The sequence below is a fragment of the Bacillus sp. DU-106 genome, assembly GCF_004799705.1.
Taxonomy (GTDB): domain Bacteria; phylum Bacillota; class Bacilli; order Bacillales; family Bacillaceae_G; genus Bacillus_A; species Bacillus_A cereus.
In genome coordinates, this window is sequence record NZ_CP026607.1 from 2,929,592 (window position 1) to 2,942,416 (window position 12,825).

Sequence of the window (12,825 nt, forward strand, 5' to 3'; positions counted from 1 at the left end):
GTATTCCTCCTAATTTCAGCTTCGTAAAGCGATGAATTTCTTTAATAAATTCATATTTACTTCTTGTTCTATGTACAATTGTTCCGCTTCTTCAAGCGTAATTTTCTCAAAAGAAACATAGTCCCCCGGCTTTAGCTGGGCAAGAAGAGGTAAATCTACTGAAATGATATTTCCCATTCTCGGATAGCCACCTGTCGTTTGCCTATCTGCCATTAATATAATCGGCTGTCCACCATTAGGAACTTGAATGGTTCCAAATGTAACAGGACTCGATAAAATCTCTTTTTCTTCATTCCTATTTAAAACCTCTCCCTCAACCCTATAGCCCATACGGTCAGCATAATTAGATACCTTATACTCTTTCGTAAAAAATGCCTTTCTACTTTCTTCTGTAAATTGATCGTATTCAAAGTCAGTTATGACACGAAGCTTTGGATGTTTCTTATACTTTGGTAGTACGCTGTTGCTAATTGCCCATTTCGTTTTTATTCTCGCATCTTTTTGTAAGTCTAGAATGAAACGACTCGCCATTTCTGGTTGTGCACCAATTTGGAAGTAGTCACCCTTTTTCAGCATTCTTCCTTCTATACCACCAATCGCAGCACGTATGTACGTACTTTTGCTTCCCATTGTACGCTCAATATGTATACCACCCGCAAAAGTTACATACGCTCTGCAACCACTTTTCACTTTTCCAAAACAAAGCATACTACCTTCTTCCGCTAAAATGGGACGCCATAACGGGATACGTTCTCCATTCAATAACGGTTCCATATCTGCTCCGCCAATCGCAAGTAAAGTCGTTTTCTTTATTAACAATTTAGGTCCCATAATCGTCATTTCGAGTCCCGCTTCATTCTCTTCATTACCAACTAACATATTGATCATCCGAAGTGCACTTTGATCCATCACCCCGCCAACTGGCACACCGTATTGTTGATAATGAGATCGCCCTAAATCTTGGACTGTTGTAAACATTCCCGCATGCAAAACCTCTACATCCATTTTTTAGCCCCCTCAAGCGATACGTACTCTTCCTTCGTTATTGGAATAAATCGTAAATACATACCACTTTGAATATATGTTGGTATTTCTTCTTCCGGATTAAATAATGAAATAGGAGTTCGGCCGATAATATTCCATCCTCCTGGTGTTTCAAGCGGATATATACCTGTTTGATTTCCGCCAATACCTACTGAACCAGGAGAGATTTGTAACCGTGGTGTTTCTTTTCTAGGTGTTTCTAATTCTTTTGAAAGTCCTCCTAAATACGGGAACCCTGGTGTAAAACCTAGCATATATACAAAATATGTAGTTTCACTATGTATTCGAATCACATCTTCTACTTGTAAACCGTGATAATGCGCGACTTCTTCTAAATCAGGTCCATATTCTCCCCCGTAGCACACTGGTATAGAAATATGTTTCACATCCTGTTTTACTTCTTCTTTATAAGAATCACACAGCTCCTTTATATACTGGCGAACGTAATCATGTGACCTTTCACTTCTCTCATTTCCCTTCCATACTTCGTATACATTGTAGTAAACAGCTAATGAAGTAAACGACGGAACGCACTCTATCATTCCTGCAAACGGATGTTGCTGCAGTGCTTGAAATAACCGCTGTACTTTCTCATATATATCCCTCTTAATTTCTTCACCAAATGTAACAATAATTGCTTGATCCCCTAACGCAGAAAATTTCATCCTACTCCCTCTTTCTATGCCAAAAAGCCGAGTTCTTTCGAAATGCGATGCGCTGTTTCTTTCACCTTCGCAATAAAATATGAAATGTTACTTTCGTTGTACTCAATTGCTAATCCCGAAATACTAATGCCTGCTACAACCGTTCCATCGCTCGCGAAAATGGGTGCTGCTATCGCGGCTGTATGATTTTCTAACTCAGAATAACTAATGGTGTAGCCTTCCTTTTTTGCCATTTGCAACACTTCTAACAATTGTTTCTTATCCACGATTGTTCCATCTGCAAACTGTTTTAAATCCACTTCCTCTATGTATCTCCGTTTCTCTTCCCCAGAGAAATACGATAGTAAAATTCTTGGACATGCGCCAGCATAAAGCGGTGCTCTTCTTCCAACCGCCGTATACACGCGTACCGGCTGAACACCTTCCATTTTTTCAACATAAATTGCGTCATTTCCATCCTGAATTATTAAATTAACTGCCTGTCCTAAACTATCTCTAAGTTCTTTCATATAAGGAATTGCTATATTTCTTACTGATAATCGTTGTGAAACAAGTTGACCGAACCGTAAAAATACGACCCCTAAACGATATTTCCCCTTTTCGTTTTTTTGTAAAAACTCCATCTCTTCCAACGAGCCAATTAAACGATAAACAGATGTTTTCGGCATATTTGTAAGCTGAACCATCTCTGTTAAACTTAGCTCTTCATGCTCATAAAACAACTCCAAAATATCCATTGTCTTAACTGCCGTTTTATTTATACTCATTCTATCTCCCTTTCGTTCCGAATTACGGAACTTAAATTCCGTTTTTCGAAACAAACATATAATTTAAAATTATAAAATATTCTTTCAATTCAATCAATAGATTTTAAGCAAATAAAAAAGTATGGAAGAATATCTCTCCCATACTTCACCACACTTTATAACGCTCTTACTTGTTCCAACGGCCAGAAAACAGCTTGTCCTTTTCCGACAATTTCATCTTCTGAAATAAAGCCAAACATGCGACCATCCTTAGAAACTTCACGATTATCCCCTAAAACAAATACTTGGCCTTCTGGCACTTTCGTTTTCCCAGTGATTTGTTCTAACGTAAAGTCTGGAGTTAATACACGGCCTACTGCTTTTTCTTTAAACTGTTTTAAATATGGTTCTTCCATCGCTTTTCCGTTTACATATAAAACATCATTTTTATACTCAACTGTATCGCCTGGCAAACCAATTACTCGTTTTACTAAATCGTATCCTTCTTTCCCGTGGAAGACGATAATATCAAAGCGATCTAATCCACTTATACTATAACCAATCTTATTCACGAGAACTCTTTCGTTATTTTTTAAAGTGGGCATCATTGATTCACCTTGTACTAAAGAAGGTGTAAATAAAACACCGCGAATAATAGCAATTAATACAAGGGTAAAACCTATCGTTTTAGCCCAAGAGAATAATTCTTTCTTCGTATTTTCCTTCATCGTTTCTCCTCTTTCTTAAGCACTTATTTTATTATTTCAACTAATTCTTGTACTAAATTAGGATCTATTTCAGAAAAACATGATTTTCCTTCTCTTACCGCTGTACCGACATGCGCCTGCGTGATTCCAGTTTCATCTAGCAATCGCTTTATATTTTCTTTCGTCACGCCAGCTCCAGCTACAAGCTGAATTTGACCATCACTTACCTTTTGCATTTCTGTAAGCACCGGAATATTCTCTACTATATTTCCTTGTCCACCTGAAGTTAAAACGTGAGTCACTTTATGAAACTTCTTTAAAGTGCTCATCGCTTCTACTGGATTTTTTATATCATCTATCGCACGGTGGTACGTTACATTTATTCCATCTACAACAGATAGTAAATCCGCTAATTTCTCTTCATCCACTTCATTTCGTTCGTTTAATACGCCTAATACTACACCAGCTGCTCCTAACTTCTGTGCAACTATAATATCTTCTTTCATCATTTCAATTTCTTCTTCCGTATATGTAAAAGACTTCGCATGCGGACGAATCATAACATGAATTGGTATACTTACCACTTCTACCGCTTTTTTTATAAAAGCATAACTCGGTGTTAAACCACCTTCTGTATAAGATGAAATTAATTCAATCCGCTTCCCGCCAGCACTTTCAATTCGTTTTACATCTTCTAAACATGTTGCAATAACCTCTAGCATGAGATGACCTCTTTTCGTGCTTTTTTCTTATTATAACATTAGTAAAAATAAGAAGCCTAGCTTTCTCCTTTAAAACTTAAAAAAGAAGAATGAAAAGAAAGATTTTTTATTGGCAACGATTATTGGTAACATCCTATTATTCATGTACACTCCTACCATAATGAAAAAAGCCCTTCATTTTGACGGATTTTTCTAATTTCAAGCTTTTCTTTCCTCAGTTTTCAGATCAATGCTTAATTGATCTTCCAATAACTTTACACCTTTCTTTGTAAGATGGACAGCTCGGTTCTTATCCGTTTTCGTAATCCATCCCTGTTCAAAAAGCAGTTTTGCAATTGCAGACCCTAACCAACCAGAAATATGGTAACGCCGTTCACTCCAATCAAGGCAAGGTTTTGCAAATACCCTCCTTTTTGTATCTGCCTCATCAACATTTATTCCAAAATTCAGAAACCATTTCTTACCTTGTTCCGTTACAATGTATTCTCCATCCTCTAAAATTATAAATTGCCTATCTAGTAATTTTTCAGTTATCTCTACACCGAGTTTGCCTGCAAGATGATCATAACAAGTTCGAGCATAACGAATTTGTTTTAGTTGGCTTGATTGTTTTAAAGAGCGAACTTGAACTGTTGGTGCAATTGTCCCTAACTTTTCAAGCACTTCTGCAACTTCTTGATTAGCAAGTCGATAGTAACGATGTCTACCATGTTGTTCAACTGTAAGTAAATTCCCTTCTACTAATTTAGAAAGATGCGAACTAATTGTTGGATGTGACACTTTTGCCATATAAGCCAATTCACTAGCAGGTAGTGCCTGATTATTCATTAGACAATCTAAGATGATTGCTCTTGTAGGTTCAGCAATTAGTTTAGCTATATATGAGATATTCGGATATACATTCATATTTCGATGATACCCTAACTATTAAATTGATACAATTATTTTAAGTTTAATAGTAAAGGAGAATGTATTATGAATGCAATTGATCTTAGTATATTAAATTTAAAAGAAACGAGAAGGCGCTCAGAAAAATTATGGAATTCTCTTCCCGATAATTTTCTTAATTGGAAGCCTGATTCTGAGGCTATGTCCTTTGGTGAAATGATTCGTCACGTATGGAGCTCAACTTTTTACTATCATATGATTATAAAAAACAACGGTTCAATAAACGACATACGTACCCCGTATGATGACGAGCCAATTACTTGTGTAAAAAAAGAAATTGAATTGGCACAATCACACTTTACTGACTTCATAGAATATGTTCAATCAATAAGCATAGCCGAGCTAGATTCAAGACTTATTGATAGAAGTGATGTTGGCTATCAACGATATTTAGGTGATATGCTATTACGAATTGCTTATCATGATGCGGTCCATGCGGGTCAATTTTTACAATATTTGCGAATGGTTAACTTGGAAAGACCTTTAATTTGGGATTAAATACGAAAAATGTTTATACAGCCTCCAAACTGGCATTACAATAAGAATTTTTCAACAAGAAACAATCACAACACCATGATAATCATTTATATTAAAAACCTACATCTCCATTAAGTACTTCATACACATAAAAAGCACGGGTTTGATTACTAATCAAACCCGTGCTTTCAAAACAACTATAATATCCATAAACAATAAAATGTAAACTTCAAAAATCACGACCGAAACGCCGCATCCGCCAGCATAGACAATGTTGCATCATCCATCGGTGGATTGTGTAATCCTGCTCTGACGTTTAAATAGTAACGATGGAGCGGATTTTTTTCTGATAAACTTTTTGCTCCTACGATGCGCATCGATTTATCCACTATAGATATCGCCGCATTTGTTACAGCATATTTCACAGCTGCTAATTCTGCTTGCAGTGATAGTTTATCTTCTGCCTCATCGTACTTTTTCGCAATTTGATATAAAAAGACACGAGCTTGCATAAGCTCGAGTTCTAATTCTCCAACTAATCTTCTAACATTCGGTAATAAACTAATAGAATGGTTTAAACTATTTGGTTTGTATGATCCCGCAAACTGAACTGCATAATTTCTTGCTGATTGTGCAATTCCTAAATAACATGCTGGTATATGTAGCAACCAGCCAATACCCTTTTGTTTCACTTTCCCGCCTTTTACATCCGTAAAAAAGCGGTTGTCTATCTCTACATTTTGTAAGACAAGGTCGTGGCTAGCAGTCCCTCGCATTGCAACGCTATCCCACGTTTCTTCAATAGATACACCGAGTGTATTTCTTGGAATAACAAACTCACCAACTTCTTCTTGGCCTTCCATACTTGCTGAAATAATAAAATAATCAAGTACTGGCGCCATCGTTGTAAAAGTTTTCCTTCCATTTATAACCCACTTCTCGCCTTGTTGAACCGCTATTGTTTCTGGTTTGCCGCCACGCGTCGGACTCCCTGTTTTCGGTTCTGTTGCTGCCCTGTTAAAGAGCGCACCATTACGTACTTCTTCGCAAAACCATTTGAACATCTCATCATTCCAAGAGCGATTTTCCGCTAGCTCCTTCACAATGCCAAGATGCCAGCCAATCGATAATGCAGTAGCTCCACAGCCTTCCGCGATTTTCTCTTGAAATAAAACGAAGTCATATAAAGAAATGGCACTACCACCAAATTCCTTCGGTAACGTTAATTTCGTATATCCGATATCTTTCAAATCATTTATATTTTCATACGGAAATGATCCTAATTCATTTAGCTGATGCTCCCTTTCCATGAACTTCGGAATCAATTTATTTATTTTCTCAATAATTAAAGACTGTTCTTCTGTTTCAACAAATGAGAGTGCCATACTATAATCTCCTTTATCCCGCTATTTGCGGGCAGTAAAACTCCCACCTAAAAATTCAGGTGAAGCAAAGGAAGTTAGGTGGGAGATCAACTGCCCGTAAACGCCCGATTGGTTCAACTAATAATCAGTGAGAAACCCACCCACTGATTAAAGTTTCACTTTATGCTCGATTCATAAACCGTTCATTTTGTCATTATGATTATATGAAGCTACCTCTCTATTGTTTCACTATTCCGATAAAAATACAATGTTTTTGACTAATAAGAAAAGTTCCTATTTAAGGATAGATCCTTTTCTTATATTAGTCCCCCTTCAATGCTTTTAACGGCAAAGAGGTTACATATCCAATATACGAGAATAATTCTTTAAAGAAGAATGGTATTTCTGTATCTAACGTTTTATATGCTGATGTCGGCGTTGGTGAAGCATACGCTTCAATATTAATATGTTTTGCGATTCTCATTGCGCGTTTCATATGAAGTGGATCACTTACAATCGTGTATGTTTGTATGCCGTTCTCTATTCCAACTTGCTTCGCATTTTTTAAATTTTCTTCAGTGAAAAGGGATTTAGTTTCAATTAAAATATCTTCCTCTTTTACACCTTGTTTCATTGCATATACTCTTGCAGTACGTGCTTCCTCAAGTTCTGCCTCGAACTTTGTACCACCTGTAAAAATAATCTTTTTAATATTTCCGTTCTTATATAAAGAAATCGCATGATTAATTCTTTCTTTAAATACAGGAGATGGTTTTCCGTTCCATGAAGCTGCTCCTAGTACGATACCAGCATCCGTTTTCACGTCATCATTTGCTTTAAAACGATAACTCCAAATATCGTAAGCTGCATAACTTACATATAAAATAGCAGAACAAATCATTAGTAAAAATACTTGAAAGATTCGTCTTTTCTTACTCTTCTTATTTTCTTTCATTTGTAATTGCCTCCGTACATCATCCATACTTCTATAAAAAACATTTATATCAAATCGTTTTGTTTGAGTTTATTTAAAAGAAGGAACTTTACTTGTTATTTATGTATAAAAGGGTTTTCATTTAAAATTGAGGATTATCAATTCATTTTCATTTGCGGTTTTCATTACATTTTTTAAATTCATAAGTTTATTACCATACAACTACATTGTAACGAATTTTTTCTCAGAAGGGAACGATGAAACAAAAGGAATTAAAATAAAGTAGCATTTTGTAAGAAAAAAGGTATATTTTTCATATCTCACGAACAATATACCTTTCAAAACACGAATTATAACTTTTCTTTATACAACTCTAATTTTTCTAACAATTTTTCTTTTACGCTTGGCCATTCACTCGAGATAATACTGTACACCACCGCATCTCTCACATAACCATTCGGTAATTTTCTTTCATTTCGAAGCACACCCTCTTTTACTGCGCCTAACCTTTCAATTGCTCGTTGTGCTTTTTCATTTCTTGCATCCGTCTTAATTTGCACTCTCAGCATATGCAATTTTTCAAAAGCATACTGAAGAAGCATATACTTACACTCTGTATTTATACTCGTACGTTGCACACTCGGATGATACCACGTTTGCCCTAACTCAACTGTCTTATCTTCTACTGAAATATTATATAAACGTGTACTTCCTACAATCTTATTCGACTGTTGATCTACGACTATGAAAGGTATTTGAGTACCTCTTCCGTAACCCTTTATAGCTTTTTGAACGTATTGTTGCATATCTTGCACACTATCCATTTTAGAGATTAAATACGCCCAAATATCCCGATTTCCTTCTACAATCGAAAACAAAGTTTCGACATCAGTATTATCCATTAACCGCAACTTTGCTCTTTCGTGAATAATTTCCATTTTTAAGCCCCCTTTGTTGTTACTATAACATATCATTAAAATTACTTTATTAATATATACATAAAAATAAATTCATACCATAAACATATAGTACATCTAAAAATAAAAAATGCGATGCCTTTATTCAAGCATCGCACTTATAATTTTGCACTACCTACGATTTTACGATAAATATTCATTTACACAATTTAGTAAACGCCATATATTTAGAACTTACATTATAGTTCAAAGCAACAAATAAGCAATCGGCGTAATAATAAGCAACGTTAAAATCGTTCTCTGCACATATAAAATAATGAGTTCAGATACTTTTAACGGAATATCTGTTGATAATATACAAGGAATGGAAGCGGAGAAAAACAAAATAGATGATACGGAAACAACTGCAATAACAAACTTTGTCACGAGTGGTGCACTTACTACTAATAATGACGGTAAAAACATTTCTGCAATGCCAACTGATGCGGCTTTAGCAGCTAAGTCTGCTTCTGGTAATTGTAATAGCCATGTAAACGGATAGAAAATATAACTAATCCAATCAAATGTTGGCGTGAACTTCGCTAAGACGATACCAATTAATCCTACTGACATAATGGATGGTAAAATTCCCATTGTCATAATAAATCCGTCTTTTAAATTCATTGCAATATTTTTCATAATGCTCGGTGCAGACTTTGATACTTCTAACGCATCTTCCCAAGCACGTTCTAACATTTTCTCTTTATAAACAGGCTCTGGGAACCCTTCTTCTGTTACATATGTATCTGGTTTTCTACTAAGGGGCGGGATTCTTACGGTGATAGCAGTCACGATGAATGTTACAACAAGTGTAGTCCAAAAATAAACATTCCATAAATGCATAATATCTAATGTTTTTGCGATGATGATCATAAATGTAGCGGATACTGTAGAAAATCCTGTAGCGATAATCGCCGCTTCTTTTGTCGTATACTTTCCTTCTTTATACACGCGATTCGTAATAAGGAGAGCAAGCGAATAACTTCCAACGAAGGACGCAACTGCATCAATCGCCGATCTCCCCGGCGTATTCCATAATGGCCTCATAATTGGACGACAAAATGTACCGATAAATTCAAGTAATCCATATCCGACTAATAACGCTAAAAACGCCGAGCCAATTGGAACGAGCAAACTTACTGATATGACTAGCTTCTCATATAAAAACGGTCCAACATCTGGCGCAAAGAACCAAGCTGGTCCTACTTTTAAACAATATAATATGCCAAAAACAACGCCAACTACTTTTAAAATAGAAAAACAAATGTCTACGATAGATGCATTCCATTTCTTCGTATAAAATGGATAAATCGCACCAATCGCCATAACAAATAATGCATAATAAGGTACTACGCCAGGAACCGAAGCCCTAATCCACGATACGATATGATCAATCATAATAGACGATGCACCATTTATCGTAACAGGAACGAAAAACATAAACACCCCAACGAGACTAGCAAGTATAAACCGAAGAATAATCCCCTTCTCTCGCCCTGTCTTAATTACATTACTCTTTAATTCAATTTCACTCAAAATTCGACACCTCCTATTATCTAAATATTCTGTATAATAATGTTGTATTCCTTCTTTCCATTTCTACTATTTAATCATATGAAAAAGCCTATTTTAAAATAGGCTTTTCTATTACCTCTCATAATCATCCACAATCACTTGAATGAAACGATACGACTCTTCTGCTACTTTTTCATTACTCTCCCTATTCGCATCATATGTAATTAACGCCTTCCAAAGTGCCCATCCTCTCGCTCTATTCCACGTTTCTTCATCCATGCGTAATACTTCTTTAAATACATTTCTACTATTTTCATCAAAAAACGTCCACGCCATCGCTGCATCACAAGCAGGATCTCCTACACCTAAAATACCAAAATCAATTACAGCACAAAGCTTTCCATCTTTAACGAGTAAATTCCCTGGCGCTACATCTCCATGAACCCAAACTGGCTTACGATCCCATGTTGAACTAAGTGCTACATTCCAAAGGTGTTTTAATAATGCCTCGTCAAAAACATCCTTATTATTTTCAATAGCAACTCTCGCCTCTTCATCATATACAGATATAAGTCCGCCTCGGTAAAAATTATGTGTTCCAGCTAAAGGTCCGTTACTCGCATTAATAGATTGCAATTCTACTAAAAAAGATCCTAAGTCCGCCGCAAATTCATTTAAATCCCGAACGTTTTGTTTCGTAACTGTTTCTCCCTCTATCCACTTATTAATAGACCAAGGCAATGGATACGCTTCAGACGGATTTCCTTTCGCAAGTGGGGTAGAAATCGGTAAAGAAAGCCCCTTATTTAATATAGGAAGCCAACTATTTTCTTTCTCTACTTGCGGTGCATATGCCACATCACTTGGCAATCTTATACTCATCTCATCCCCTAAGTGAAACGTCCTATTATCATACCCACTAAACTTTACAGGTTTCACTTCTAAATGGGCCCATTCAGGAAACTGTTCCTGTATTAACTTTTCAACTAAACTTACGTTAATTGGATGCATTCACATTCTCCTTTTCTTTTGAAACTTACTAAGCCCATCCGTACTTCCAACATATTCAAAACTATTTTTCTTATAAAAATCATTCAACGTACGATTATGCCCCACGCAATCTAACTTCAAATACTCTTTATCACATTGCACATTCTCTTCTACCCACCGTAAAATCCATTCTCCTATTCCATTTCCCTTATACTTCCGTTTCACCGCAAATCTATGAATATATAATGAATTAGAAACTTCCTCTTTACCAAAAATATGTTCATCCCATTCATTTTGTTTAGGAGAAACTGTAACCGTACCAACTATTTCAGCTTCTTTCAGAACAACATATGTATATTTCTCTCTTATACATTCTAGTATTTCAGCCGTAGCTTCCTCTCCTAAAAGATACTGCCACTGATCCACTTCTTTATATTGTAGCCATTGTGCTACCTCTTTTAATAAAAGGATAATACTATCACTTTCATTTTCAGTAGCAATTCGAATTGCATATTCTTTACTTATATTTCTCTCCATATTGCCTTTCCCCTTTCAAATTGCTACCATACTGACAAACGAGTCCTTCCATCATTTTCATCTGTAATATATTCTACATAAAATCCTTGATTCACTGCGTTTTCATACATTAATTCAATCGATTTTTGATCTTTCGCATAAATTTGTATGTATTGAGCATCCACCGCTAATACAACTACCTCACACTTGCTTTCCTTAAACTCTTCGTATGTTTCAATATCTATCGCTATTTCTCCTTTAGGATATGCTTTTAAATCTGCAAAAATAAGATAATATATGTTGTCTTTAACTAACTTTTTCAACGCTAACCCTTCCCTACACTTGGTTCTTCTGGAAATAATGCCTCATCCAATTCACCACGTGCTATTAAGTAGGACTCCTCATCCCTCACTCGCCAATCAAATACAGTAATATCAATTGGCTTTAATACTTTCCAAAGTAAATTATCATACCCATCTAGAATATCTACTGTAATCCCTCTTTTCATATGCTTGCTCCTAACTTATTCATTTTCGTTTCATACATTATATATGAAATGTAATTACTATATTTTGTCGATACATAAGTACATCATAACAAAACCGCTCCACGACTAGCGAAACGGTTTCCTTCTGCTTACATTTAAATATTTCATTTAATTGTTGCACTACGTTTTAAAATATTTTTTAATATATGCACCACATCAGTCGTTCATTCTTAATGCTCACTTCGACTTTACAAAGTAATATAAAAACCATACTGCATGATTTTGTTCATCCGCAGCTATTCTCCGTAACAACTCTTTCAAATGTACATCCGATGTCTCATCTGAAATTTCCAAATAAAAATCTACTGTTTTTTGTTCATCTTGTATAGCGAACTCTAATCCTTGTAAATACGTATTTGGGCAGTCTTCAGTAATTTGTGGTTTTGGCTGCCTACCAGTTAAGTTCATATAAATTTGTACAAAGTTGTGGAAATGCTTTATTTCATCATTACGAATTTCAAGAATTTGTTTTTGTTCTACTTGATTTGGAGCCATATTCGCTAATTTTGCATAGCAGCTTATAGCGCTATACTCTCCATTTATAGCTTTTTCAATATCACTAATTAACTTATCATTCTGCCTATACCAATCATAATAATTCGAATTATACATCATATCCCCCCATACTTTCGCTTAACATTTTATGCATTTAGAAATAGTAGGAGCCTGTGTATATAACGGGACGGCTTTAGAT

Annotated in this window: 14 protein-coding genes and 1 pseudogene; 1 reads left to right on the forward strand and 14 read right to left on the reverse strand. The window is 35.6% G+C overall.

What is annotated here, in order from left to right; genetic code table 11:
• Nucleotides 1-15 precede the first annotated feature (15 nt).
• The 6 genes from C3Y97_RS15015 to C3Y97_RS15040 all read right to left on the reverse strand — a co-directional run bounded on the left by C3Y97_RS15015 (nucleotide 16) and on the right by C3Y97_RS15040 (nucleotide 4,790).
• Nucleotides 16-1,005 carry a 5-oxoprolinase subunit C family protein gene (locus tag C3Y97_RS15015; protein ID WP_000382245.1) on the reverse strand — a complete coding sequence of 330 codons (990 nt, stop codon included), beginning with the start codon at nucleotides 1,003-1,005 and terminating at the stop codon, nucleotides 16-18.
• Nucleotides 996-1,709: a 5-oxoprolinase subunit PxpB gene (gene pxpB, locus C3Y97_RS15020; protein WP_000672280.1), complete on the reverse strand. Its 714-nt coding sequence runs from the start codon at nucleotides 1,707-1,709 to the stop codon at nucleotides 996-998. The genes C3Y97_RS15015 and pxpB overlap by 10 nt, the downstream gene beginning before the upstream one ends.
• 14 nt (nucleotides 1,710-1,723) lie before the next feature.
• Entirely contained in the window at nucleotides 1,724-2,476 is a 753-nt protein-coding gene (locus C3Y97_RS15025) for an IclR family transcriptional regulator (RefSeq protein WP_136363496.1), read from the reverse strand.
• A 155-nt stretch (nucleotides 2,477-2,631) separates the two neighbouring features.
• Nucleotides 2,632-3,183 (reverse strand): signal peptidase I, encoded by a 552-nt coding sequence (lepB, locus tag C3Y97_RS15030; RefSeq protein ID WP_000662501.1) that lies wholly within the window; start codon nucleotides 3,181-3,183, stop codon nucleotides 2,632-2,634.
• Between the two features lie 23 nt (nucleotides 3,184-3,206).
• A complete protein-coding gene (locus C3Y97_RS15035) occupies nucleotides 3,207-3,884 on the reverse strand; it encodes a copper homeostasis protein CutC (RefSeq protein ID WP_000895119.1) in 678 nt (225 codons plus the stop codon).
• 198 nt (nucleotides 3,885-4,082) lie between these two features.
• On the reverse strand, nucleotides 4,083-4,790 hold the full coding sequence (locus tag C3Y97_RS15040) for an ArsR/SmtB family transcription factor (RefSeq protein ID WP_048656695.1): 708 nt from the start codon (nucleotides 4,788-4,790) through the stop codon (nucleotides 4,083-4,085).
• A 69-nt stretch (nucleotides 4,791-4,859) separates the two neighbouring features.
• Between C3Y97_RS15040 and C3Y97_RS15045 the strand changes: the two genes are divergently transcribed.
• Complete coding sequence (locus tag C3Y97_RS15045) at nucleotides 4,860-5,330, forward strand: DinB family protein (RefSeq protein ID WP_000991275.1); 471 nt, start codon at nucleotides 4,860-4,862, stop codon at nucleotides 5,328-5,330.
• 215 nt (nucleotides 5,331-5,545) lie between these two features.
• Here C3Y97_RS15045 and C3Y97_RS15050 read toward each other — a convergent pair whose 3' ends face one another.
• The 8 genes and pseudogenes from C3Y97_RS15050 to C3Y97_RS15085 all read right to left on the reverse strand — a co-directional run bounded on the left by C3Y97_RS15050 (nucleotide 5,546) and on the right by C3Y97_RS15085 (nucleotide 12,743).
• Complete coding sequence (locus C3Y97_RS15050; RefSeq protein WP_033695844.1) at nucleotides 5,546-6,694, reverse strand: acyl-CoA dehydrogenase family protein; 1,149 nt, start codon at nucleotides 6,692-6,694, stop codon at nucleotides 5,546-5,548.
• A 301-nt stretch (nucleotides 6,695-6,995) separates the two neighbouring features.
• Nucleotides 6,996-7,628: a YdcF family protein gene (locus C3Y97_RS15055; RefSeq protein ID WP_000662215.1), complete on the reverse strand. Its 633-nt coding sequence runs from the start codon at nucleotides 7,626-7,628 to the stop codon at nucleotides 6,996-6,998.
• Nucleotides 7,629-7,957: 329 nt separating this feature from the next.
• Entirely contained in the window at nucleotides 7,958-8,545 is a 588-nt protein-coding gene (locus tag C3Y97_RS15060) for a GNAT family N-acetyltransferase (RefSeq protein ID WP_000402586.1), read from the reverse strand.
• A 225-nt stretch (nucleotides 8,546-8,770) separates the two neighbouring features.
• Entirely contained in the window at nucleotides 8,771-10,099 is a 1,329-nt protein-coding gene (locus tag C3Y97_RS15065; RefSeq protein ID WP_001289418.1) for a YjiH family protein, read from the reverse strand.
• Nucleotides 10,100-10,210: 111 nt separating this feature from the next.
• The gene (locus tag C3Y97_RS15070) at nucleotides 10,211-11,089 is read right to left on the reverse strand and encodes an aminoglycoside phosphotransferase family protein (RefSeq protein WP_127064024.1); all 879 of its coding nucleotides are present in this window, start codon (nucleotides 11,087-11,089) and stop codon (nucleotides 10,211-10,213) included.
• On the reverse strand, nucleotides 11,090-11,605 hold the full coding sequence (locus tag C3Y97_RS15075; RefSeq protein ID WP_000440749.1) for a GNAT family N-acetyltransferase: 516 nt from the start codon (nucleotides 11,603-11,605) through the stop codon (nucleotides 11,090-11,092).
• Between the two features lie 23 nt (nucleotides 11,606-11,628).
• Nucleotides 11,629-12,092: pseudogene (locus C3Y97_RS15080) on the reverse strand (DUF2691 family protein).
• A 216-nt stretch (nucleotides 12,093-12,308) separates the two neighbouring features.
• Nucleotides 12,309-12,743, reverse strand: a complete 435-nt coding sequence (locus C3Y97_RS15085; RefSeq protein WP_000282829.1) for a ferritin-like domain-containing protein — start codon at nucleotides 12,741-12,743, stop codon at nucleotides 12,309-12,311.
• Nucleotides 12,744-12,825 lie beyond the last annotated feature (82 nt).